General features: G+C 69.7%; 22 protein-coding genes and 4 pseudogenes. 16 read left to right on the forward strand and 10 right to left on the reverse strand.

The window, feature by feature from the left end; genetic code table 11:
- Positions 1-173 precede the first annotated feature (173 nt).
- Entirely contained in the window at positions 174-467 is a 294-nt protein-coding gene (locus PUR26_RS09430; RefSeq protein ID WP_329871094.1) for a hypothetical protein, read from the forward strand.
- A 32-nt stretch (positions 468-499) separates the two neighbouring features.
- On the opposite strand, the gene PUR26_RS09435 is transcribed toward PUR26_RS09430, so the two are convergent.
- From PUR26_RS09435 to PUR26_RS09445, 3 genes are all read right to left on the reverse strand, one after another.
- Complete coding sequence (locus tag PUR26_RS09435; RefSeq protein WP_329871095.1) at positions 500-916, reverse strand: hypothetical protein; 417 nt, start codon at positions 914-916, stop codon at positions 500-502.
- 81 nt (positions 917-997) lie between these two features.
- Positions 998-1,420 carry a hypothetical protein gene (locus PUR26_RS09440; protein ID WP_329871097.1) on the reverse strand — a complete coding sequence of 141 codons (423 nt, stop codon included), beginning with the start codon at positions 1,418-1,420 and terminating at the stop codon, positions 998-1,000.
- A gap of 410 nt (positions 1,421-1,830) precedes the next feature.
- A complete protein-coding gene (locus PUR26_RS09445) occupies positions 1,831-3,177 on the reverse strand; it encodes an ATP-binding cassette domain-containing protein (RefSeq protein WP_329871525.1) in 1,347 nt (448 codons plus the stop codon).
- On the opposite strand from PUR26_RS09445, the gene PUR26_RS09450 reads away from it, so the two are divergent.
- The 11 genes from PUR26_RS09450 (at position 3,073) to PUR26_RS34635 (ending at position 13,110) form a co-directional block, all read left to right on the forward strand.
- The gene (locus tag PUR26_RS09450; RefSeq protein WP_329871098.1) at positions 3,073-3,387 is read left to right on the forward strand and encodes a response regulator transcription factor; all 315 of its coding nucleotides are present in this window, start codon (positions 3,073-3,075) and stop codon (positions 3,385-3,387) included. The genes PUR26_RS09445 and PUR26_RS09450 overlap by 105 nt on opposite strands.
- A gap of 408 nt (positions 3,388-3,795) precedes the next feature.
- Complete coding sequence (locus tag PUR26_RS09455) at positions 3,796-4,077, forward strand: hypothetical protein (protein WP_329871100.1); 282 nt, start codon at positions 3,796-3,798, stop codon at positions 4,075-4,077.
- Between the two features lie 167 nt (positions 4,078-4,244).
- The gene (locus PUR26_RS09460; protein ID WP_329871102.1) at positions 4,245-4,742 is read left to right on the forward strand and encodes a stage II sporulation protein M; all 498 of its coding nucleotides are present in this window, start codon (positions 4,245-4,247) and stop codon (positions 4,740-4,742) included.
- Between the two features lie 95 nt (positions 4,743-4,837).
- Positions 4,838-5,377 (forward strand): hypothetical protein, encoded by a 540-nt coding sequence (locus PUR26_RS09465; protein ID WP_329871104.1) that lies wholly within the window; start codon positions 4,838-4,840, stop codon positions 5,375-5,377.
- A 78-nt stretch (positions 5,378-5,455) separates the two neighbouring features.
- Positions 5,456-5,971 (forward strand): hypothetical protein, encoded by a 516-nt coding sequence (locus tag PUR26_RS09470; protein WP_329871106.1) that lies wholly within the window; start codon positions 5,456-5,458, stop codon positions 5,969-5,971.
- A gap of 91 nt (positions 5,972-6,062) precedes the next feature.
- Positions 6,063-7,718 (forward strand): hypothetical protein, encoded by a 1,656-nt coding sequence (locus PUR26_RS09475; protein WP_329871107.1) that lies wholly within the window; start codon positions 6,063-6,065, stop codon positions 7,716-7,718.
- Positions 7,715-8,368, forward strand: coding sequence for an ABC transporter ATP-binding protein (locus PUR26_RS09480; protein ID WP_329871109.1), 654 nt, complete (start codon positions 7,715-7,717; stop codon positions 8,366-8,368). Before PUR26_RS09475 ends, PUR26_RS09480 begins: the two co-directional genes overlap by 4 nt.
- Entirely contained in the window at positions 8,365-9,330 is a 966-nt protein-coding gene (locus PUR26_RS09485) for an ABC transporter ATP-binding protein (RefSeq protein ID WP_329871110.1), read from the forward strand. The genes PUR26_RS09480 and PUR26_RS09485 overlap by 4 nt, the downstream gene beginning before the upstream one ends.
- Positions 9,323-10,078: an ABC transporter permease gene (locus PUR26_RS09490; RefSeq protein ID WP_329871112.1), complete on the forward strand. Its 756-nt coding sequence runs from the start codon at positions 9,323-9,325 to the stop codon at positions 10,076-10,078. The genes PUR26_RS09485 and PUR26_RS09490 overlap by 8 nt, the downstream gene beginning before the upstream one ends.
- Before the next feature lie 705 nt (positions 10,079-10,783).
- Positions 10,784-11,905 (forward strand): heparin lyase I family protein, encoded by a 1,122-nt coding sequence (locus PUR26_RS09495; RefSeq protein WP_329871113.1) that lies wholly within the window; start codon positions 10,784-10,786, stop codon positions 11,903-11,905.
- Between the two features lie 593 nt (positions 11,906-12,498).
- A complete protein-coding gene (locus tag PUR26_RS34635) occupies positions 12,499-13,110 on the forward strand; it encodes a peptidoglycan-binding domain-containing protein (RefSeq protein ID WP_443077020.1) in 612 nt (203 codons plus the stop codon).
- Positions 13,111-13,204: 94 nt separating this feature from the next.
- Here the strand turns inward: PUR26_RS34635 and PUR26_RS34640 are convergent, their stop codons facing one another.
- Positions 13,205-13,585: a hypothetical protein gene (locus PUR26_RS34640; RefSeq protein ID WP_443077021.1), complete on the reverse strand. Its 381-nt coding sequence runs from the start codon at positions 13,583-13,585 to the stop codon at positions 13,205-13,207.
- A gap of 108 nt (positions 13,586-13,693) precedes the next feature.
- On the opposite strand from PUR26_RS34640, the pseudogene PUR26_RS09500 reads away from it, so the two are divergent.
- Together PUR26_RS09500 and PUR26_RS09505 are read left to right on the forward strand one after the other, a co-directional pair.
- Positions 13,694-13,929 (forward strand): annotated as a pseudogene (locus tag PUR26_RS09500) (transposase); the annotation flags it as partial.
- A gap of 130 nt (positions 13,930-14,059) precedes the next feature.
- Positions 14,060-14,368, forward strand: coding sequence for a DUF7677 family protein (locus tag PUR26_RS09505; protein WP_329871115.1), 309 nt, complete (start codon positions 14,060-14,062; stop codon positions 14,366-14,368).
- An 81-nt stretch (positions 14,369-14,449) separates the two neighbouring features.
- Here the strand turns inward: PUR26_RS09505 and PUR26_RS09510 are convergent.
- From PUR26_RS09510 to PUR26_RS09525, 3 genes and pseudogenes are all read right to left on the reverse strand, one after another.
- A pseudogene (locus PUR26_RS09510) lies at positions 14,450-15,136 on the reverse strand (transposase); the annotation flags it as partial.
- Between the two features lie 170 nt (positions 15,137-15,306).
- Positions 15,307-16,047: a class I SAM-dependent DNA methyltransferase gene (locus tag PUR26_RS09520; RefSeq protein WP_329871117.1), complete on the reverse strand. Its 741-nt coding sequence runs from the start codon at positions 16,045-16,047 to the stop codon at positions 15,307-15,309.
- A 698-nt stretch (positions 16,048-16,745) separates the two neighbouring features.
- Positions 16,746-17,032 (reverse strand): annotated as a pseudogene (locus PUR26_RS09525) (helix-turn-helix domain-containing protein); the annotation flags it as partial.
- Positions 17,033-17,606: 574 nt separating this feature from the next.
- On the opposite strand from PUR26_RS09525, the gene PUR26_RS09530 reads away from it, so the two are divergent.
- Positions 17,607-18,200, forward strand: coding sequence for a hypothetical protein (locus PUR26_RS09530; RefSeq protein ID WP_329871527.1), 594 nt, complete (start codon positions 17,607-17,609; stop codon positions 18,198-18,200).
- Between the two features lie 140 nt (positions 18,201-18,340).
- On the opposite strand, the gene PUR26_RS09535 is transcribed toward PUR26_RS09530, so the two are convergent.
- Positions 18,341-19,141 (reverse strand): hypothetical protein, encoded by an 801-nt coding sequence (locus tag PUR26_RS09535; RefSeq protein WP_329871119.1) that lies wholly within the window; start codon positions 19,139-19,141, stop codon positions 18,341-18,343.
- 369 nt (positions 19,142-19,510) lie between these two features.
- Between PUR26_RS09535 and PUR26_RS09540 the strand changes: the two are divergent.
- Positions 19,511-20,140 (forward strand): annotated as a pseudogene (locus tag PUR26_RS09540) (transposase); the annotation flags it as partial.
- A 39-nt stretch (positions 20,141-20,179) separates the two neighbouring features.
- On the opposite strand, the gene PUR26_RS09545 reads toward PUR26_RS09540, so the two are convergent.
- Positions 20,180-20,932 carry an ASCH domain-containing protein gene (locus PUR26_RS09545; RefSeq protein WP_329871121.1) on the reverse strand — a complete coding sequence of 251 codons (753 nt, stop codon included), beginning with the start codon at positions 20,930-20,932 and terminating at the stop codon, positions 20,180-20,182.
- Between the two features lie 404 nt (positions 20,933-21,336).
- Positions 21,337-21,804, reverse strand: coding sequence for a lamin tail domain-containing protein (locus tag PUR26_RS09550; protein WP_329871123.1), 468 nt, complete (start codon positions 21,802-21,804; stop codon positions 21,337-21,339).
- Positions 21,805-22,143 lie beyond the last annotated feature (339 nt).

Here is a 22,143-nt window from a genome sequence, read left to right on the forward strand (position 1 = left end):
CGGCCTCACAGCAGTCACAAAAAGGGGCCGGGCTGCCATTGGCGCCAAGGGGTGAATCCCTCCCCTGCCGCCCCCGGGCAGAGCCAGAGGTGAGCTGTCGGCCTTGGGAGACATGCGCCTAATGCCGCGCGAAGAGGGGCTCATCTCGCAGACGCGCCACCCCCATTCGCGGGGTGGACGATGACGAGGTGGCCGAAACCCAGCTGCAAGCGGAAGCGGTCAAAGCCGATACGGGCGTGTCCGCGCTGCACCTGAACAGCCAGGGCGACGAACCGCCTTCTCCAGGAGGTGCCGACCGAGTGGTACACGCCCCTGGATCCCGACTGACACGAACCGGCCCCGTGGTGATGCGGCAGGGAACCCGCGGCTTCCAGGCCGCATCACCAATGCGCCGGCCGGCGGAAGGGCGCCTCTGCGAGGAAGGGCCCCGTACGGGGGTGATCGACGACGAGACCGTACGGGCCTGACTGTTCAGTGTCGTTCTGGGGCGGCGAGAGGATCAGCCGGGCTCGCCCTTGGCAATGGTGAGGTTCTTGGGAATGGGCGGGAGCAGGTGTTGCTGAGTGGTGACCTCGCGAATCGTGAGCGGGTCGGTGCAGGACCGCGGTGTGGAGGGGACGAAGGTGGGTCGGGGGCCGTTGGTGTTGAGGTAGCGGGCGGTGGGGGCGGGGCCCTTCAGGGCGGGGAGCCTGTACGCGGTGGCCTCGCGCAGTGCCTGTTGCGGGAAGTCGGCGGTCAGCTGGGCGACCTGGTCGCGTGCCGCGGCCGGCTGGGTGACCTTGGAGGCGCGGCGGGCACCGGCGCCGCCGTCGCTCTTGGTCGGGTCGAGGTTGGTGTTGAGCGTGGCGTGGCCGGGGACGTCGAGCAGTACGTCGGCGGCCACTGGGGTGGTGCGTGATGTGGCCAGGGCCTTCATCTCGTCCAACCCTGCGTCGGGTCCGGTGTCCTCGTTGCAGGCGCCGCGGATGCTGAGAACGGGGACCTTGTGGCTGACCGTTTAGCCGGTCGTACCGGGCTCGATGGCGACGGCGACGAAGCCCTTCCGGGCCAGGGCCTGTAAGAGGTAGGAAACGCCTGCGCCGTGGCGCGGGTAGTCCGGGCCGACGCCGGGCTCCTCCAGCTTCTTGGACTTGGGGTCCGCGCAGACCAGCGGCCAGGCCGCCTTCACCGGCCGGGCCACCACGCCGTCGGCCTTCGCCCCCGGTATCACGCAGGTGGTGTGATTGCCGTGCACGACGACCACGACCGGGTGGGGGCCCGTTCCGGCCGGTATACCCAGGACACCATGCGCCTGGGACGGCCCCGCACGTGAGGCGTCGGACATGTTCCGGATGGCGCCGGGCGGGAGCTGGTACTGGACGAGCTGCGGCTGGGCCGGCGTGGTGGGCCCGGGCTTCTGCACCACAGGATGCGTCGCCATTGGCTTGGCCGACTGGCCCTTCGGTCTCTCCGGCGTTGCCGATCGGGCCTTGGGCAGATGCTCCGCTCGGGAGGATGCTCGAGGTGTGGTGGCGGCGGGAGCGCTTCCCGAGGCTTGGGGGAGGCGGCTTATGGTGCCCCCCAGGGCAAGGGGTACGGCCATGGCCGCGATGCCTATCGAGACGGCCTTCGTTTTTGTCATGCCCAGCAGGATGGGCAACCAGACGGCGTGGTTCCCTGTTCTTGGCGAGTTTTGATCGGTGGGGTGGGCAACAACCGCGCCCAGGCCGCGCATGTCGTCCCTCGCCACCTGGCCGGCCCCGGCTCGGTGGATCTCCGGCCTGATCCTTCCCCTTCTACGAGCACCTGTCACGGCAGCGGCCCGAGGAGGCAACCACCTGTGCCCGTCGGCTACGACACCCGGTGTACGACGACTCGTAGTCCGTTACGAGGCCACCGTCCTCGTCGCGGCCATCGACGAACGGCGTCGATCGGCGCGGACATTGGCCAGGGCGTCTCTTTCGGATCAAGCTGAGGGGGCATCCCACTCTGCTTGGAGCCAGCTGAGCTGCGCCTCGCTGAGCGGGGGCTCAAACCCTGCAGGGAACATGAGCGTGAGTGGCTGTGGCCACATGCTTTCGGGCCCGTACGCGGATGACCTCGCTGCGGTGGGTGAGCGCTCCGGCGATTCCCATGCGGCGCAGTTGGCCGCCTGAGAGCTGGTGGCTGCGGCGTTCGGCCAGGTCGCTCAGGCCGGCGCGTGCGAGGGCGGAGGCGGACGCGCACCGGGCATCGGAGCGGTTCATGCCCTTGAACCAGCCGGGCGTGGGCAACCTGCTCACGTACCGTCAGTCCCGGGATCGAAACGTTCTGTTGCGGCAGCCAGGCCACCGCCTTGCGATACGTCGTCAGGTTTCGGCGTGCTGCGGGGTTGCGTCCTCTCCAGGTGACGGTTCCGCGAGTCGGTTCGAGGTGTGAAGCGGCAACAGCCAGCAGCGTGGACTTTCCTGCCCCGTCGGGGCCCAGCAGGGCCGGTCGATCATCCGGCCGTCCACGCGTACGGCGGCCCCCGCGGATTCTCCTGCCGCCGCGACGACGCGGCCAGCGGCGGGGTGCGCAGTGGATCGCCGCTCCGCGGTGGGACCGAGGTCGCGTACGCGTCGGCCTGGGGGACGCCGTCGCGCCGGATGGAAGGACGCGGGCGCGGAATGCCGCGGTCGCCTGGCTCGCCGCACACGACGGATACCTGCGGATCAACGCGGTGGACACCCCGTGGGATGCCTGCCGACCCGCCTTGAACCGGGCCGGGACCACGCCCTGATGCGCTCCTTCGCGGGCGGCCCTCTCCACGTCGGTGCGGCGCCCACCGTGCGCATACCTCAAGGCCGGGCGGTACCGGTCCGGAGGTCCTGGACCGCCGAACGTGCCTCGATCACCCGACCACGTTCGCCGCAAGGGCGGGCGCGCTGGACGGGTCCCGAGCCGCGGCCCACGCCAGGAAGATCTCCAACATGGATTGACATTAACAAACAAGCAACAACAGAATCGTACATGCCGGTCTGCTGCGGCTCCCTGACCAGGAGAACGCCTCCGGCGTGGGTCACCGGCCGCCACGGGCGGACCGAAGTGTGCAGAGGGGAACACCGAACGGGCATGTCCGAGATACAGGCAATACTGCGTGCGACCAGCACCGCCGTCTCCACCGCCGTCGCAGTCGAAGCAGCTGCCCTGGAGACGCTCACCGCACGCGAACGCCACGTGTTGTGGGTTCTTGGGGGTGGCGAGTCGAACCGTTTGCTGGCCAGGCGGCTGGGGATCGCCGAGCGCACGGTCAAGGCACACATCACCAGCATCACGCGAAAGCTGGAGCTCAAGTCACGGGTCGAGGTGACTCTCGTCTCGCTGCATCATCACGACCTGCTCGGCTCACCAGGGCTTCCCGCCCCTCCCCAAGTCGATCGTGGATGAGGGGTTCGCCAGCAGGCTGCCGGGGCAGAGCCGGGCCCGGCTGCCGCATGGGGCGGGGGCGCCGGGAGTCCGGGGCCGCGGCACAGGTGCGATGCTCCCGGGCGGGAAGCGGCTGGTCCTACCGTCCACGCCCAGCCGGAAGGCTCGTCGGAGAAACCGTTGTGCTGAAACGGAATCCGTGGGCATTGCCCTAAGGGGCAATAGCGCACGACCCGCACCGCATCGGAAAATCATCACACGCCGCGCCGGCACACCGGCAACAAATGACGGGCCCGCGCGCAGCGTCTGTCTCTGCATCACTTTTTCGCGTCCGGTCACATCCGTCTGCGCCCTTTCCAGGGCCTTATTTGTGCCCGGACAACGGTGCGACTTCCACGTCCACCGTATATGGGAAGGAAATATTCTCTTATGAACCGCTCGACCGTCCGTCGCGCCCTGCCGGTGGCCTCCGTTTCCCTTTCGGTGTTCGGCGCCTTCATGGTCGCGGCCGTAGCCGCACCGTTCTTCCTCAAGAGCTCCTTCAAGATGAGCAGCGAGTCGGCGTCCACCACCTGGACCTCGATCATGGCCGGCATGGATGTCGCCTCGGCCATCGGTCTGGTCACCGGAGGCCTCGCGATCGGCTCCGTGCTCATCTGGGCAGCGAAGCAGGCCATCAAGAAGGGCGGCCGCAAGGCTTTCATCGCCTGATACGGGCGCAGGACAGACCGGAACACCGGTTTCCGCCATCTCGCGGAAACCGGTGTTCCCGGTCGTCCGACGACGACCGGAACAAAAACCTGCACGGCTGAGCAGCGACGAGACGACGGACGGGCACCATGGGGGCACAGGCGGGCTCACTGTTCCGAAGACAGTGGATGAGCATTTCATGCGGAGCGCTGCTCTGGTTCGGCGCTTTTGCCTTCGGGTGGTGGAACGCGCCGGCCGATTCGACCGGCCTGACCAAGGTGAACCAGGAACCCGGCTGGACGCTCTTCCTCGATATCCTCATGAACAACATCGGCGTCTCCGCTGCCCTCTTCCTCGGCGTGGTGACCCTGGGCCTGGCAACGATCCCCGCCGCCCTGATCACGGGCTCGCTCGCCGGTTACGGCTGGGGGCAGGCGGCCCCGGTCCTGGGAACGGCCGGAACCATCCGGCATCTGCTTCCGCATATGCCACTGGAGCTGGCAGCGATCGCGCTGTCCGCAGGCGCGGGACTGGTGCCCTTGTTGGCGGGGGCGCGCTCCGGCCTGCGGGGGCATCCGCGCCGGACCGCCTGGTGGTCCCAGAGTGTCGACGCCTGCCGATTGTGGGCGGTTGCCGTGGCAGGACTGGTACTAGCAGCGGGAGTTGAGACATGGGTGAGCACATGACCGGCCTGCCGGCCTATCGGGAGGATCCGACCGCCACGACCGCTCCGCCGGACATTCCAGCACCAGAGCAGCAAGGGCGCTTCGCAGGACGGCTGGTGGACAGCAGACGCGGACACGCTCTGGCCGTATCAGCCGTACTGCTCTGTACGGCTGCGGCGTCACTGCCGCTCTGGGACAAGATCCGCAACGAGATAGCCGTGCGGCTGCCCGACGCTCCCGACGGCGCCGTCGACATCGGCGCCGCCATCGGCTGGAGCACCGCGCTGCTCGCCAACCTCGCCACGGTCGGTGTACTGGCCGCCGTATTCGGCGTCACAGGCGCGGCGGCGGCCCGGTGGGCGGCGCCCGGCAGCGACTTCACCCGCGCACGCCGGGCCTTCACCGTCGCCTGGCTGGGCTTCGTTCTGACGAAGCTCATCGGTACTGCGCTTGTCGCGCCGTTGTTCGGGTGGGTCGATGCCGCCGACGCCGTTCCCACGCTGACCCGCTTCGACGGTTGGATCGGCCTGCTCGCCGCGGCTCTTCTCGGCACCGGGCGGGCCGTCGTCCGAGCTCCCTGGCCGCGCGCGGCCGCCGTCGCCACTGGGCTCAGCGCCCTCTATGCCGGGACCCTGCTCCTGCTTCCCGCCACCTGACCAGCCCTCCCGGCCCCATCGTCTGCCGTCCCCTCCCCGCTCCGGAGAACCGTGATACATCGCCTCCTGTTCAGTCTCATGGGCAACCGCAAAGTCATCACCCTCGCCATCCGCTGCTGGGAAGTGATCAGCGACGGCCTGGTCCATCCCGCTGTACGCATCGCCGGCGGCATGGCCGCGACAGGGGCGGGGCTGTGCGCGGTCACCTACTTCGTCCGGTTCCGCGTGACGCTCGACGCCTCCCGCCGGGCGGTGGAGACCTCCCCCGACCTCACCGGCGACCCCGGAAACGTCATGGACATCCTGCAACTGCTCAGCCTGGTCTGGCTGATCAGCGGCATCGCCCTGATCGTCACTGGTCTGCTGGTCGCCATCGCCAGGATGGGCGGGCTGGTGGTCATCGTGGGCGGGCTCGTGTGGTGGGCGCCGCTCGGGTTCCTCGCACTCAGGTTGCCGGCCGCGCCCGGGCTGCACATGCTGGCAGGCGTCTTCCTCGCGCTCGTCATCCCCGCCGCCGTACTGTGCCCCGCCGGACGGTTCGCCGGCGGGCGCCGGGCGCACTCCTCCCGAAGGCCGTCGCCCGATGACGCGTGAGCCCACGGCCGCACGCGAATGTAGGCAACCGTTCCGGCGACGGTCCCGGGCCGGGAAAGTCTCTTGGCAGCGAAAGGTCGCGGCCCTGTGCGTGGCCGACGCGCGCAGGCGCCTCAACCTCATGACGGGCCCCGCCGAACAGGGGCGGACCCGCCGTCGCGTCGCCGCACTCGTGGTGTGCGCCGGATCGGCCGCCGGTCTCGGCTCGATGATCCTGCTCGGCCGTACCCTCGGGGCGCTCGCGCCGGCGACCGCGGTGTCCGGCGCGGACCTCGCGGCCTGGACGTGGACACCTGCCGTGCTGTGCGTCCTGCATCAGCTGGTCACGGTCCAGCCGTCGTCGGGCCGGTCACTGGTGGTGCCCCCGGACGAGGCGGTCCTACGGACGCTGCCGATCGGGCGGGGGCACCTGATCGCCGCACGTCTCGTCCTGCCCACGGCCGGAATCGCGCTCGCGCTCGTGACCGCGGCCGCCGCCGTCGCGGTGCCGTGGCTCGCGGCGACGCCTGCCGGACGGAGCCTGCTCCCCGTCGCGCTGGTGCATCTGTGCGGCGCGGCCACCTGCGCGGCGAGCCTGCGGATCCTGCTGGTCAGCCTGTTCATGGTCCGCGTCGTCAGGGTCTCGCACCTGCCGCGGGCAGTCCTCGCCGCGGCAGTCGGCTGGCTCGTCGGCGTACTCGCCGCCCCCCTCGTGGAGGCGCTGGGCGGCACGGCACACGCGAGGGAGATGGATCTCGTGAGCCGTCTGGGCCAAGCCGTCACCGACAGCCGCCCCCGCCTGTGGACGCAGCTGCACGCTCCGGAACGGCTCTGGTGCGCCGGCATCGGTTACTCGGCAGTGGTCGCCGGCGCAGCGCTGCTGACGTGGATACGGATCCGGGCGACCGAGCGGCGCGACAGCCGTGAGGCGAACCAGCCTGCCCGCGCCCCCCTCGCACACGGGAAGGCGACCCTCACCTTCGAATGGTCCCCCGGCCGTTCCCCACGCCGTCACGCCCTGGCAGTTGTCCTGCGCCTTACCTGGCTGCGGCTGCGGCGCGCCGATCCTGCCGTGGTCGGTGGAACAGCACGGCTACAGCGCCTGAGCCTGCTCGTCGGGGCCGCGTGCGCGGGAGCCGCTGTCCAGTCGGGTACGACACCCTGGCACTTGAACAGCCCTGCGCTGGCGGGGCTGTTCACCGCCACCGCACTCCTCGCCACCGGCGAGGCCATGCAGGTGGCCGGCATCGAGGCGGACCGCGATTGCTGGGACGTGCTGCGTCAGTCCCCCGGCCCGACCGGCGCGTGGCCCGTGGCCAAGGCGGTGGCTTCGGCGCTGACCGTGCTCGCGCTGACCGCGCCGTTCTGCCTCGGAGCGGCAGCGCTGTGCGGGACTCGGGGCGCGCAGTGGCCGGTGGCCGTACTCCTGCTGCTGGCCGTCGCTGCCGCGGCGGGCTGCTCCGTCGTCGTGACCTGGTATCTGGTCCCGGCCACCGAGTCGTTCACCGGCGGGCGCGTCACCCGGCCACCGACGGCCGATGTCGTCGAGGGCGTCGTGACCGCGACGGCCACCCTGCCCCTCGTGGCGCTTCTGCACCTGAGCGGCAAGGTGACCGGGGTCGGGATCGCCCGGGCCCTCGATGCGGTTCTGCTCACCGCCTCACTCACGATCGCCTCGGTCGGTGCCCACCGCTTGGCCGGCCACGACCTGCCGACGGCGCCGCCATCCGGACAAAGGGGCCGGCAGGAAAAGGGAGGAACGACATGACCCGCGGAGCGGTGACGGCAGCCCCATCGGCGGCCGTCGAGATCAAGGACCTGGTGGTGCGGCGTGGCACCACCTCTGTGCTCGGCGGCCTGACCGCCCGGATCGAACAGGGCGACGCGGTCCGTCTGGCCGGCCCGAACGGCTGCGGCAAGAGCACGCTGCTGTCCGTGCTGGCGGGCCTGACACAACCGTTCTCCGGCATGGTCGTCGTGGGGGGCCGCCCGCCCGGCGATCGAACGGTCCGCGCGTTGCGCGGATTCCTCCAGGAACCGCCTCCGCTCTACGACCATCTCACGGTTCGCGAGCAGGTGTCGCTGGTCGGCGGTCTGTGGGGTGTGCGGACCGGACCGCTGATGGACAGGCTGGCCGCACTCGGCGTCGGCTCGGGGCAGCAACACGTCCTGGTCGGGGAACTGTCGCTCGGCCAGCGCAAGAAGACGGGATTCGTCTGTGCCACTGCTCACGACCCCCGGCTGTTGCTGCTCGACGAGCCGTTCAACGGCCTCGACGCGTCGGCCGTTTCCACTGTGCACAACGATCTGCTCCGACGGAAGCGGGATGGCGTGACCATCGTGTGCGTCTCCCACACGGCCCTCGACGACGGCCTGCTCGACCGCACCATCGACCTGAGCACCGGGGGCGCCCGATGATCGACGTACGCGATCTGGTGAAGACGTACGAGGGCAAGCGCGTCCTGGACGGTATGTCGTTCCACGTCGCCCCGGGACGCGTCACCGCCTTCCTCGGCCCCAACGGGGCGGGCAAGTCCACCACGCTGCGCCTGATCACAGGCATGGGGCGCCCGGACTCGGGCGACGCCACCGTCCTCGGGGTGCCCTACCGGGACCTCCCGGCTCCGCTGCGCTCCGTGGGCATCCTGCTGGACGCGTCGGCAGTGCACCCGGCGTTCACCCCCCGGGCCCACCTGGCCTGGCTCGCGCGGACGCACCGCATTCCGCGTGACCGTGTGGCGGCGGTGCTGGACGTCGTGGGTCTGACTGACGCCGCCCGCCGCCCCGTGCGTGGGTTCTCCCTGGGGATGCGGCAACGTCTCGGCATCGCGACGGCACTGCTCGGCGACCCGGAGGTGCTCCTGCTGGACGAGCCGGTGAATGGTCTGGACCCCGCGGGAATCCGCTGGTTCCGCACGCTCGTACGCGCGCTCGCCGACGAGGGGCGGACCGTGCTCGTGTCGAGCCACCTCATGGCGGAGATGGCGATCGTGGCCGACCACGTCCTCGTGATCGGGCGCGGCAGGGTGCTCGCGGACGGGCCGCTCGCCGAACTCGTGACGACCGCCGGGACAGCCGTTCGATTGCTCTCGCCCCGACTCGGAGAACTGAGCGGGAAGCTACGGGCAGCGGGGGCAACGGTCGCCCGCACGGGGCCCGGCGGCGCCTTCGCCTCGGGTACGGAGGCCGTGGTCACAGGGCTGTCCTGCGCGCAGATAGGGGATCTGGCAGCGACACACGGCTACCCGGTCCATGAGCTGACACCCGAACGCCCTGCCCTGGAGGACGTGTATCTCCGGCTCACGGACGATGCGGCGGAGTACCGCGCGTCCACGCCGGCCCCGGTACCCGGAACGGAGAGGAACCGTGCTCGTGCCTGATGCCGTCGCCGCCGAGTGGATCAAAATCGGCTCCCTTCGGTCCACCTTTGCCCTGCTCGCAGCCGGGACCGTCGTCACGGTGGCGACCGGGGTGGGTTTCTGCCTGCTGGTAGGTCCCGAGTTCCGGCGCGCCGACCCGGCGGACCGCGCGGCTTTCGACCCCGTCGGTCTGTCCTTCGCGGGCATGCAGCTGGGCCAGCTCGCCGTCGTCGTGCTCGCCGTCCTCGCGGTGGGCTCGGAGTTCACCACCGGAATGATCCGCACCTCATTGGCGGCGGTACCGCGCCGCAGCACATTCCTCGCGGCGAAGTGCGCGGTGCTGACGGCCGTCGGTCTGGCGTGGGGCACGATCACCGGTGCGCTGTCGCTCCTGGCGGGTACATGGGCCCTCGGCGCCGAACTCGGCAGCCTGCCGGTGCCCGTCCTCGCCCGTACGGTGGCGGGAGCGGGCGCCTACGCGGCGCTGATCAGCGTCTGCGCCGCGGCGGTCGCCTTCCTCGTCCGCCGCCCCACCGCCGCGCTCGGCATCCTGCTCCCCGCCCTCTTCGTGGTGTCGAGCATGCTGGCCGCGTCCGGCCGGCTCCGCCCGCTGGCCCGATTCCTGCCGGATCGAGCCGGACTGCGCCTCATGCAGGTCCACCAGGAGTCGGGCGACCTCACGCCGTCGGTCGGCGGCTTGGTCCTGCTGCTGTGGACAGTGGGGGCAACGGCCGTCGCGGGGACGGTCTTCGCCCGCCGGGACGCCTAGGGAGTGTCCGTACGGTCTCGCCTGGCCCGCGACGCCCCGCGCACTTTCCCGTGGCCTCCGGGCACTGGGCCGGGATCTCGGCGCCACCGAGCCGCCCGCACTCACATGGGGGCGGCGAAGTCGGCGTCTCCGGGTATCAGTGGGTAGCAGTGGGACAAGCGGCGGGGTGCCCGCCCGCTGCATGGCGGCCTCTCCCACACCTGGAACGGGCTAGCAACGGCGCAGCGCTCGTGTGGAGCTTGTGGTGTACCCGCCCCGCGAGCGGCCCCATACGCTCCCCTACTGCACGCCCGCCTCATCCGACGGCCGACGGGGCAGCGGGCCGATTGCACCCTGTGCAGACCGGTGCACGACCATTGAGGACCTCCGTCAGCCGTCGTGACTCCCCAACCAGGCGTCTCACGGGTGAAGTTAGCGGTTTGTTATAAAGCGGGTCGCGTTCTTCACTAGTTCTCCTCCGTTGCCACACAGTAGGGTCAACGCACTTCAACCACCGGGAGGGCGCCTGAAGCGCGCTGCCGGAGGGTGGGCTCCGCGGCGCGACAGTGCGTCCGAAGGCCCAGGACTGTCCTTCGTATCGGGCCGCGTCAGCCGAGGGATCGGCCTGCCAGCCCTCGCGATCTCCGCCTGTCCGCTCTCCGGCTTCGCCTTCCGCTCTCCCATCGACCACTGGCTGAAGTCTCCGCTCTGCACGAGGAAACGCCCATGCCTATCGCCAATCCGCTGCCATCCGTCGGCCGCCCCGCACGCCTCCTGATCTCATGCACCACCGCTCTGTTGGTCCTCGGTGTGGGGGCAGCCTCCCCGGCCGCTGCCGCCGACTCCGTTTCGTACGACTTCGAGTCGTCCTCCCAGAAGCTGCCGTACATGGCGCTCAAAGGCGCCGGCCGCATTCTCGTCGGGCCCGCGCCCGGAGGGAAATCTGGGCAGGCCGCGCGCGTCAACCTCCCCAACGACGGCAGCTCGTTCAAGTCCGAGCTGGTGATCAAGGGCCTCGACGCGGGCAGTCATCGCTTCAGCTTCGCCAACTACCTCCCCGGCGACTGGCAGAAGCAGGACTTCGACACCATCGTCACCCAGTGGTTCAGCACCCAGGACGACGATCCGCGGATCAAACCCGTCCTGGCCCTCTCGATCCACGGCGGCGACTGGCGCCTGAAGGTCCACTGGATGAGCGGCGGTCAAGTACAGGAAAAAATCATCCCGCTCGGGACCGCACGTCTGGGCCACTGGAACCAGTGGACCTTCGACATCACCTGGTCCTCCCCGAACACACCCGGTTCGATCACCGTCACCCGGGACGGCGCCACCGTGGGCTCGCACCAAGGCGCCAACAACTACCACCGCGGGCAACCGCCGCACTTCCGGATCGGCGCCTACCGACCCGGCTGGCGCCCGGAAAAGGGACCCAGGCTCAGGGCCGGAGCTTCCGAGGCGGTCCTTTTCATCGACGACATCGCCATCACCAGTACGGCCGCCGGCGCCGCACCGGCCCCGCGCCCCACGGCCACCGGCAGTGCCGCCTCTCCCCCACGCCCCTCGGCGCCTTCGCCCGGTTCCACCTCCACCAGTTCGCCCTCCGCCCCCGTCTCCACGAAGGCCGGTGCGGCCCCGACCAGCGACGCACCCGCCGCCGCGGCCGCCGACGACACCGGCCCGGGTACGACTGACCACAAGACGGAGACCGACGGGTCCTCGCTCCCGAGCACTGGGGCGACCGGTGTGATCGGCATAGCCGCCGCCAGTGCCGCGGCGCTGGCCGGTGGCTTCCTCCTCCTCCGGCGACGCAACGCGACCGGCTCACCCCGAAGGGCACACCGCCGGTAGGATCCCCGGCCACCCTTTCCCCACGAGCTCGACCGGCCGGTATGGCGCCCGCCCCGCACTGCGCCATACCGCGCCCTTCGCCCAGGACCCGGCGTGAGGTCTTCCCTTGACTCGTGACCACGAGTGAGCAGGCCTTGACGTGTTCACTCCTGCCAGCAGGCTTTCGCCGGGTCCAGGTTGCGGAGCCCGTGCCGCACGTCGGGGTGATACAGAGCCGGTGGGGCAAAAGCAATCGACTTGAGATGAGGGCAGTGAACGCACATCGGTGTGGCTGGGGGGAACCGTGCCCCTGCTATCGGGACGGGTACCGCGTAGGGGGCACCTCGAACCCGGAGCAGTACGACGACTTCGCGGACCAGTGGATCAGGCCCTATGTCACGGCTCGCACGGAATCCGGCGAGGCGGAGGCGGCTGACACACTGCGGCTGTCGAGCGTCCGGGGCGCCGAGCCTTCGGGCGAAGTGTTCATCGTGATGCACGGCCCCAAGCCCACGGTCACCGTCAGCGTGTCGAGACCGCAGCCTGGTCGGCATGCCGCTCCGCGCCACCGCCCGCGCCACCGCCCGCGCCACCGCCCGCGCCACCGCCCGCGCATGGCGACCGCGGTGGCCACGGTGGTCGGGACGCTCGCGGTGGCGGCCGCCGTATGGCACTCGTCGGATGGAACCAGCGGCAAGGAGCGGGACCGGTCGACCGCGCTAGAGGTCGTCGAGCCGAGCAACCAAGCCACAGAGGAGACCACCGGCAGCACGACCACACCGCCCTCGCCTCCCTCTCCGGCCCCCGGCGCGGTCTCTGCCACTGCCGCTCCCCAGCGGTCCGCGCAGGGGCGACCGGCCGACTCCGAAGAAGCCGGTGAACCTTCCGGCACGACAGGCCCGGCCAACCAGTCCGGAGGTTCCGCGCCCACGGCGCCGCCTGCGACTCGGACGCCGGTGCCACCCACTACGGCAACGCCCCCGACCAAGCCGACGGAGGTACCGACCCCCCACCCCGTTCTCCGCCGCGGCGACAGAGGTGGCGCTGTCAACGACGTCCAGTCCCGCCTCTCCCGGATCGGGCTGTACGACGGCCCCATAGACGGGCGGTACAACGGCCCGGTCTCCCGGGCGGTGGGCGCGTTCCAGGACCGATACGGCATCACGGGAGACGAGAGAGGGGTCTACGGCCCGGCGACCAGAGCGGCACTCGAAGCGAGGACCTGATCTCCGGGCCCTCGCCCCCTGTGGGCGAGCCGATACAGCAAGGCTGAACGATGTCGACGCGAGCCGGACAGGGGACACGCCGGAGGCCGAAAGGCTACGGGCCGAGTCCGGCGCCTTCCGGCGGCGTGCCCGTGCCGTACGGGTCGCACCGGCACGCAACACCTGGGGCAACGCGTGGCCGAAGGTCGGCGACGGAGTCCTGGACGTCTTCCTCTCCCCCCAGGCGGAGCCGGTACGACGCGTGGACGGTGAGCACGTACGGCACTCCGGCCGCAGAGGCCGGCGAAGGGCGACCACGCGGCGGCGTGGTGCCGTCACCGGCGTACAGGAGCGGATTCGGGGAGCCGGATCCGGGTCCGGTCACGAAGCCCGGGGTGGCTGCGGCGGCGAGGCCCTCGGCGACTTCGGCCGGACCGCTCCGCGGGTGCTGCGAAAGATGGAGGGCGGCGGCGCCAGTGACGTGCGGGGCTGCCATCGACGTGCCCTAGATCTCGTCGGAGGCGTGGTCGGTCGCCGGTGTTCCACGACGAGACAAGGGAAACGCCCGGCGCGAAGAGATCAGGGCTGGAGCCGTAAGAGGCCATCTCGCTGTGCGATCGGCTCGGTGGACATGCGGGCAGTGAAAAAGGGGACTTGACGGGTCCGAATCCTGTCGACCGGGGCAAGTACGGCTCGAAGAACCACCTGATCACCGACCGGACCGGTCTGCCCCTGTCTGTCGGTATCTCCGGTGCCAACGTCCACGACAGCCAGGCCCTGATCCCGCTCGTGAAAGGCATACCGCCGATCCGATCCCGCCGAGGTCCCGGTCGACGCAAGGCTGAGCGCTTCCTCGCCTGCACAAGCCTCGCATGCACCCTGATCTGCTACCGCAGACCCACCAAATGAGATGACTTCTAAGGCGGGGCCAGGGGGTCGACCCGGGAAGAGTGGGACTAGATTCCCTGGCATGTCTTCGCATCTCAGTCATGGCGCGTCGGGAGCCCTGCGACGCTTCGCCGGATGGCTTGCTCGAGGGTCGGTGGGCCACCCGATGTTGGACGGGATCGACTACTGGGAAGAGCTGCGCGAGTCGCCCTCCCAGATGGAGGTCTGCGTCGCGATCTTCGCCAACGTTCTCGAACTGGACGAGCACGGCGAACCGGTCAATGAAAAGTACGCGGAGCGCCGGGCCGCAACCTACCTCTACTCATACTGCACCGGGAAGCTGCCTCCTGGGGAACCGGATATCGAGCCCTGGGAGTGCAGACTTTATTGACCGTCACCGGGCGAAGCCATTCGGGTAAGGCCGGCCCCGCTGGCGACCCCGCTCCCCCGCGTGGTGGGGCTATCCGGTGAGGGCGAAGGTGCGCTCGACGCGGGATCGAACCTGCTTGTGGGGCCTGGTGTGAGCCTGTTTCCAGTCGGGCAGATCCTCTCCCTTGCGGCGGCGGTGCGGCATGACGAGCCGGTACCCGGGTAGCCGCCATCTGCGATGGTCACCATGTTGCCGACAGCGTCCTTCGTACCAGGCTCCGCCCAGGTCCGGCAGTCGTTGCGATTGCCCGGCAACGGCCGGCCGACCACCACGATCAGACGGGTGCCGGCGTCGATGACCACCTGATGATTGGTGGAACAACGATAGTTCTTCGACTGCTCGGCCACCTTGTGATCCCGGTCGGGTACCAGGGTGCCGTCCACGATCAGCACCGCGTCCTTGGCGAACCGCTGGCGGGGACGCAGCGCGAACCTCGGGCCGAGGTCGTCGATCACCCGGTCCGCAGCCGACTTCGACACCCCGAACAGCGGAACCAGTTGCCTCAACCTCAAGTCCGTCCGCCAGTACGCGGCGACCGGGAGCACCCGGTCCTCCAACGACAGCTTCCACGGCCGGCCCCGGCCCGGGGCGTCGGCACCCTTGCGACGCAGCGCGGTCACCAACCTGCCGAAGGCGCGGGGGGCTCAGACCGGTGAACGGGGCTGTCCAGGACGGCTCGGACGCATGGCTCAGGACGCGGCGCCCGACGTTCGGCCCTCGAGCGAGCATCCGCCCACCTGCGCTGGGTCCGCCGCCTGCGGATCCGCTGGGAGATACTCGACGACATCCACGAAGCCTTCCTCGCTCTCGGATGCGCACTGGTCTGCTGGCGACGCCCGAACTCCCGACAGAGGTTGCAGGGCAGGCACGGTTTACGTTGACAGCCCGCTGGCCCGGCCTCAGGTTGGCTTGCGCCACACAGAAATGTGCTTCGCTGAGTCCTGGGTGAACGGTGCCCCGTCCCAGTCCGCGACGCGACGTTCCAGTTCGAGCCCCGCGATCCGTGCCATCAGGTCGAGCTCTGCCGGCCAGGCGTAGCGGTGCCGGGAGTTGCCGCGACGGTAGCGGCCATCGTCGCCGTCGCGGGTGAAGTGGTGCGAGACGAGGATCTGCTCGACCAGGTCGAAGGTGTCGAAGCCGAGATGCTGATCAGAGACGTCGAACGGCACCGCGACCTGACCGGGCGGCAGGAACCGCAGCGGCGGCACGCCCAGCTCGATGACGAATCGGCCGCCGGGCTCCAGATGACGTGCGGCGTTGCGGAAGCACTCGACCTGCTCGTTCTGCGTGAGCAGGTTCGTGATGGTGTTGTAGACGAGATAGACCAGGGTGAACTCGCCGGGAACTACGGTGGTCGCCATGTCCCCGATGGCTACCGGCAGCGTGACCTCATCGATCTTGCGCCGTAGCACCGCTGCCATGTGCTCGGACAGTTCGATGCCCACTACCGGCACGCCGCGTTCCCGGAGCGGGACGCCCACTCGTCCGGTCCCGATGGCGAACTCCAGTGCCCGGCCACCTCCGGCGAGCTCGGTGAGGAAGGCGAGAGTCGGTCCGAGAACGGCAGCCGAGGACATTCCTGTCTCCTCGGCGTCGTAGCGGTCGGCGATCGCACGGGTCCACAACTCACTGCTCGTCACGGCTGCCACTTTGCCGGGTGCCGAGGGGCGATGTCGACGCATTTACCTTCCACCAACCCCTGATTTCACAGTTCGGGGCGGGCCGGTACGGACCTTCCGGGGCACCCTCCGGCTCGGGGCAGTGGTGCGGTCGTTCTCCACGGCGCAGCGTGCACCGCCCATGGCTCGTCATCGACTTCCCACAGCACGACCATGCCACCGCACTGCCGGATCATCAGTGCCTGAGTGATCCAATCAACTCGGTTGCCTGATCTTGGCTTGATGCGTCTCGACGCGGGCAGACAAGCATCGGTTGAACCGGCGAGGCGGCGCCGGGGACGACGCCTTTCCAGTGGTTTCAGCGGCGTCTGCAGGCCCGTCCGGATCAGCAGGTGCCCGGGCCCGTCAGGTGCGGCCTCGCTCCTGGCCATTGCAAGGCTCGCGTGGTCGGCCGGCCTTTGAAGGGACACGTGCCCCCGCCGGTAAGCCGGTCTCATCGTTGCCGAGCACCGCTTCGGTCCCGCCGCCACCCTGACCGTCCGTCCTCTTTCCGCCGTGGCCGCCACGCTAGCGCATGTTCCTTGCGGCGAGGAGCGGATTCGCCGCCTTGCTGCCGACGAACGGTCGCGCTGCCCCGAACTGCCGGACCCGGACGCCGACGTCGAAGGTCAGGAAGGTCCCTGGTAGACGGCGACGGCGTCCAGGAGGATCGAGCCGGGCCGCCCCGGTCCGGCGACCGACGGCACGATCCACAGCCGCTCGACCGCGCTGGCCGAACGGGTGGCCGGCTCGGTCGCGACAGCGGACGCAGCCGCTGGATGACCCGGCAGACCGCCGCGGGCGATACCCCGGACAGCGGCGCGAGCTGCCGCAGGGTGAGGTTCGTGCGGTAGTAGACAGTCACCAGCACCTGGCCCGCCAGTGGAAGGCAACACGGCCCGCCGCCACCGGGCACGTTTCCACCCCGTTCACGCACGACCTTCAGCAGCCGTTCCAACTGCCGCATCCGCAGCACATGAACGTCTCGCTCCCTCCCAACGGCTCGCCCCCAAAGCGGCCGTGCCGTCGTCGAGCAGGAGGGCGCCCCCGGCCAGGAACCAGCGAGTCGCGTGGTCTTCCCCGCTGAGAGGACAAGCCGGGAACGGCAGCCCGGCAGCCGCAAGGCCGGAGATCATCTGGTGCACAGACCCGCCGAGGCCCGCACCTTCCCAACGAGAGAACATTACGCACATGACCCCGTGGATTCGCGCCTACGACGACCGGAGTGACACCCGGTCGTTCTTCGAACTCGACGGCGAAGGATGGGCCCTACGACGGGCCGACCTGCAAGGACCTCAGCGTCCCCCCGTGACTACGGCCTGTCCGGCGGAGGCCGCCAAGGCCCGGGACCACGCCGACCTCGCGGCGATGGCCGCCTGCGAGCGGGAGTACGCAGTCCGTTCGAAGGGCGGCCTGCACGCGTGCCAGGACGCGGGCCGCACTGCCGAAATCACCCGGCATGCATTCGACCGGCGTGCATTCGAGTCGACGTGGGCCGCTGCGCGACAGGACCCCGATGCGAGTCGCACTGAGGAGACGTGTTGATCACGGAGTACCAGCAGAAGCTGCGCGAGCGCTACCTCGCCGCCCCCGTCATGCCGGCCCCGGAGCCGTGGCGGCCGGTACATGACCGCACGACTCCCATCGGCGGCCTGCTCGGCATCGGCTTCGCCGTCCACCCCGACAGCGGGCACGACCTCGTCATGGTCGTCTCCAGCGACGGCCACGGGCTCTTCGACACGGTCACCGGCGAGAAGATCGCCCGCGACCGGGATCCCGACCCCGACACCAGCACCCCGGACGCCCACCCAGACCTCGCCTGCCCCGGTCTCGGGCCGCTCGAAGGCACCCAGGTCCGCATCGCCGGCATCTTCGGCGGCGGTCTGCACAGCACCACCCCCGACGGCTGGACCCTGGACGTCGTCAGCCCGGAATGGCCCCACGACCGCGTCATCCTCTCCGCAGACGGCGGGGCCAACAAAGGCCCAGCGGGAGAAACATGGTGGCACGTCTTCCACTCGGAGTACTCAGAACTCCGCACCGCCGGATTCTCACCCTCCGGCCTCACCCTGGCCATCGCCACCAGCAGCGACCTCACTCTCTGGACCCGCCAGCGGCTCCACTACGACGACTGAGTGCAGCTGCGACACCAAGGGCAGGAAAGGGGCAACTGAACCGGGCGGCGTGGATCTCCGCCCAGCTGGTCAGGTCCTTCAACTGCGGCCTGGCGGTGGCTGCCTCAGAGACTGATGACGATGTTTCGTGCTGCCCACGGTCATTCGTCCTCGCGGTAGGTCATGAACCAGTGGGTGTCGAAGTAGTGGGCCATTGTGAACGGTTGGTGCTCGTCGAGGAGGATGCGGCAGATGAACTCGGCAGCCGAGCAGTCGAAGGGTGCGAGGTCGCCGTCGAAGGTCCGGATGGCGACAGGCCAGCGGTCTGGGTCGGTGCTGTCCTCGGTTCGCCAGCAGTACAGATTCTCATGCTCCGTACTTGCCCAGATGAGCAGGCCATCCTCGCGAAGGTGGGTCCACGGCTCCTGGTTCAGGGTGAGGTACCCGTCGAAGGCGCCTTCCCCGAATATCTCCACCATGCGCTTGTAGTCCCCGGGAAGGGGCGTGCCCACCTCTGCCTCGACCTGCGCCCAGTCGACGTCCGGCCGCTGCGGCGGCGAGGTCCAGGCCGTGATGGCGGTAAGCCGCTCGACCCAGTCCTCGTCCCGGCCGGTCCCCCCGGTAGCCGGCACCTGTACTCGCCGCGGCGCGGTCGCCAGCACGGGCCGGACGACCCCTCGCGCGTCCCGCGCGGTCCCGGCGCCGATCCACTGACCTCCGTAGGCCCAGGCCCGGATCGTCTCGCCCCGGCCCTCGAGGACAGTGAGAAGAGCCGCGCCACGGGACTCGTCCACGGCCGGGTCCGTGAAGCCGTCCAAGACCAGGGTCCGCGGTGCCCCGTATCGGTCGGACAGCCTGCCGACGAGCATGTGCGGGTCGGTGTCCAGGGACAGGTGCAGAGATCCACTCGGGGCGGCGATCTGTTCCAGCAGGTCATTCAGCATCGATTGCGTGAGCTCCATGACGGACAGGAAAGCGCACTCCACTGACAACGGGCATCCGGTCCAGGTTCGGTACTGAGAAGTTGCGCAGCTGAACCACTCGCTCGCGCCGAGCCCCCGGTGTGCCAGCGGCACCAGCACACCGGCGCGGCAACGGTGCCTCACGAAAGGGTGTCGAGACCACGCCGGCTTGGGCCGCCGCGTTCCACGGCCCCCTCACCCGAGCGCTGACCGGCGTTGCAGCACTACAGGGCTCTGGATCTGCGCGCCCAGTCCGTGCGGGCGGCCCAGGTGCGGTCGCCCTATGCATGTGCCCTGTACAACCTCCCCCGCCTGCGGCCGGTAACTCCCCACCGGGCCTGGTGCCCGGTCCGTGGGGCTGGCCATCCCAAGCTGGAGCGGATCGAGTACGCGAGCAACGAGCGGCCCGACCGCACGTTCGCCTGCGACGAGTTCGGCCCGCTCGGCATCCGTCCGATGGCGGGCGCCTGCTGGGCCGCACGCCGTCGTCCCGACCGGCTGCCGGCGACGTTGCGCCGCACCCACGGTATTACCTCCTTCCATGGTTGCTGCTCCGTTGGCTGACGACCAGATGTGGGGCGTCGACCGGCGCCGCAAGGGCATCGACCACACCTGGGCGGCCATGCGGGCGATCCGGGCCGCTCGTCCGGACGGCGCTCCGATCTGCGTGATCCTTGACAACCCTTCCGCCCATACGAACTGGCGGATGAGGCGGTGGGCGGCCAAGAACAGGGTCGAGCTGTGCTTCACCCCGACCTACGCGTCCTGGGCGCCGACCCCCTTCGGGCTCACTTCGGGCCGCTGCGGCAGTTCTCTTTGGCCAACTCCCACCACCCCGACCACACCGTTCAGACGAGGGCCCTGCACGCCTACCTGCGCTGGCGCAACAGGAACGCGCGCCACCCCGACGTACTCACCGGCCAGCGACGCGAACGTGCCCGCATCCGCAGCGAGAAAGCCATCCGCTGGGGCGGCAGACCCCTGCGAGGAGCGGCATGAGGAAGGCCGATCGCCTCGTTCGCTCGATGGCGGACGCAGTCAACGTGCTAGGCGGAAGTGAACGACGGCGACGGCATCGGTTGACTTGATGTCGGGGTAGTGGAAGCGCAGCCTGTCCTGCAGCTCGGCAAGATCGCGAAACCCGTCGGCGATAGCGTCCGCCTCGGTCAACTCGGCAACGCTTTTGGAAGTGATCCCTGTGACCACACCGGACAGCACTACCTCGTCATCCAACTCGAACACCATGTTCACCGGGCCCGTCTCTACTGGGTCGCGGAACCGCACCGTGGTCGTCTTCCGCCCAGTGCGTACAGCATCGAGATAGGTGGGGTGGAAGTGCAGGGCCTGTATCGCGGCCGAGCACAGCGCTCCGTCGGACGCTGCGGACTGCTCCCCCCAGACATAAGCGTGAGGCAGGAGGTCGGTGATCGCGACACTGCGAATGCCGTCGGCTGCCGGCACCAGGACGCGGATGCCTGGGTGGTAGTCCAGCAGGACCTGCCGGTCCCGGCCACACGGCGCGAGCACGCCGCGCCCCGTGTCACCGACGGCAACAATCGCCGTCAGGTCACGTGCTCCCGCAGCACGCGCATGCCCGAGCGCCACCAACTCCGCGCAAGGTCCGCCAGTGAAGTGATAGAGGTTGATACCACCGAACATCCGGCCCTGTGCGTCTCGCACGGCTGCCCCAACGGTGTGCACCTCACCATCGCCGTTGGTCTCAACAACGCGCTGGGCGAACTCGACCAGCTCCAGATCTTCTTCCGTCGGCAGATTCAGCGTACTGTCCATCCAACAGACACTACTCATACACGTTCCCAGGCCATGCACATGCGCTGCCACCGGCTGAAGCCCAGGGGCCGCGCCGGGCCATGGACATGGATCCTGCACCCCGCCGACTCCCCGACAACGTCGCAGCGGCCTCGTGGGACTCGGTGATCTCCGACCTGCCCGGCCGTGACACTTCGAGCTCCCCGAACCATCCCGCGTCACGGTCACCAGCGGCATGGCCCCTTTGTAAGCGGTCGCAGACCCCGGATCGGACAGCGCCGATGGTGAAGGCGACGACGCAACCCTCACGGCGGATCCGACCGCGCCGCGGAAGCAGCGGCAAGGTCGAGCGGATCCATCCGGGACGCGCCGGTGCCCCGGCTTCCCCGGCGAGCGGGGAGGGGGCCGGGGCACCGGGGTACGGGTCAGCGGCGGTGGTGGCCCCAGGACTCGTTGTCGACGGTGCGGCCGCGGTCGTCGCGCAGGGTCGCGGTGTCGGAGCGGTTGTCCCACACGTAGGTGTGGCGGTCCTGGTAGAGGTCGGTGCGGGTGTCGCGGCCCTCGCCTGTGTGGATGCGGATGCTGGAGCGGCTGGCGAGGCGGACGTTGTTGAAGCGGTAGCGGTGGCCGTCCTCGTTCCGCAGGGTCCAGCCCTTGAGGTTCACCGCGTGGCGGGTGGTGTTGGTGATCTCGACCCACTCGGCGTTCAGTGACCGGTTGGTCCGGTCGTCGCGTCCGGAGCTGTCGGCCTGGACACGGCTGATCTCCACCTTCGGCGTCCGGTGGCGGCCTCCGTCATGGGCGGCGGAGGCCGGCAGGGCGACGGCGCAGACCATGGCGCCGGCCGTGAGGACGGTCGTGGCGGTACGGCGGGTGGTCGAAGAAGCAGACATGGGTGATGTCTCCTCAATGACAGTGCCCCACCAGCCGATGTCAGCTGGTGCGAGCGGTACGGGTCCCGGCCCGGTGCTGAGCCGAGGGCCCGGACTCTGCCGCCTCGCGGGCGTACCGGAAAGCCCGACCCCACCTCGTTACCAGTTACGGACATATCCGTAACTGTCGCTTTCGTAGGGCACGCATATGCTGCCGACGCGTCCCTGACATTCGCTGACCGCTACACCCACCCGGTCGCCCCTCCGCGGCGAGCCCTCCCGCGCTCCGGCGCGCCACCTCTCATGGCGCGTGGCGCACTCGGCCGGCGGAGTGACCAGGCCGGGTAACAGGTGTTCCGC

The sequence above is a fragment of the Streptomyces sp. SP18CS02 genome, assembly GCF_036322365.1.
Taxonomy (GTDB): Bacteria; Actinomycetota; Actinomycetes; order Streptomycetales; family Streptomycetaceae; genus Streptomyces.

Bases quoted from the DNA above. Each gene is read 5' to 3' on its own strand.
- PUR26_RS09535 (WP_329871119.1), bottom strand. From the start codon at position 19,141: ATGGAGCTCACGCAATCGATGCTGAATGACCTGCTGGAACAGATCGCC.
- PUR26_RS09550 (WP_329871123.1), bottom strand. From the start codon at position 21,804: ATGTCTGCTTCTTCGACCACCCGCCGTACCGCCACGACCGTCCTCACG.
- PUR26_RS09470 (WP_329871106.1), top strand. From the start codon at position 5,456: ATGGGCAACCGCAAAGTCATCACCCTCGCCATCCGCTGCTGGGAAGTG.
- PUR26_RS09485 (WP_329871110.1), top strand. From the start codon at position 8,365: ATGATCGACGTACGCGATCTGGTGAAGACGTACGAGGGCAAGCGCGTC.
- PUR26_RS09480 (WP_329871109.1), top strand. From the start codon at position 7,715: ATGACCCGCGGAGCGGTGACGGCAGCCCCATCGGCGGCCGTCGAGATC.
- PUR26_RS09455 (WP_329871100.1), top strand. From the start codon at position 3,796: ATGAACCGCTCGACCGTCCGTCGCGCCCTGCCGGTGGCCTCCGTTTCC.
- PUR26_RS09435 (WP_329871095.1), bottom strand. From the start codon at position 916: ATGAAGGCCCTGGCCACATCACGCACCACCCCAGTGGCCGCCGACGTA.
- PUR26_RS09495 (WP_329871113.1), top strand. From the start codon at position 10,784: ATGCCTATCGCCAATCCGCTGCCATCCGTCGGCCGCCCCGCACGCCTC.
- PUR26_RS34640 (WP_443077021.1), bottom strand. From the start codon at position 13,585: ATGGCAGCCCCGCACGTCACTGGCGCCGCCGCCCTCCATCTTTCGCAG.
- PUR26_RS09440 (WP_329871097.1), bottom strand. From the start codon at position 1,420: ATGGCGACGCATCCTGTGGTGCAGAAGCCCGGGCCCACCACGCCGGCC.
- PUR26_RS09450 (WP_329871098.1), top strand. From the start codon at position 3,073: ATGTCCGAGATACAGGCAATACTGCGTGCGACCAGCACCGCCGTCTCC.
- PUR26_RS09460 (WP_329871102.1), top strand. From the start codon at position 4,245: ATGAGCATTTCATGCGGAGCGCTGCTCTGGTTCGGCGCTTTTGCCTTC.
- PUR26_RS09545 (WP_329871121.1), bottom strand. From the start codon at position 20,932: ATGGACAGTACGCTGAATCTGCCGACGGAAGAAGATCTGGAGCTGGTC.
- PUR26_RS09505 (WP_329871115.1), top strand. From the start codon at position 14,060: ATGTCTTCGCATCTCAGTCATGGCGCGTCGGGAGCCCTGCGACGCTTC.
- PUR26_RS34635 (WP_443077020.1), top strand. From the start codon at position 12,499: ATGGCGACCGCGGTGGCCACGGTGGTCGGGACGCTCGCGGTGGCGGCC.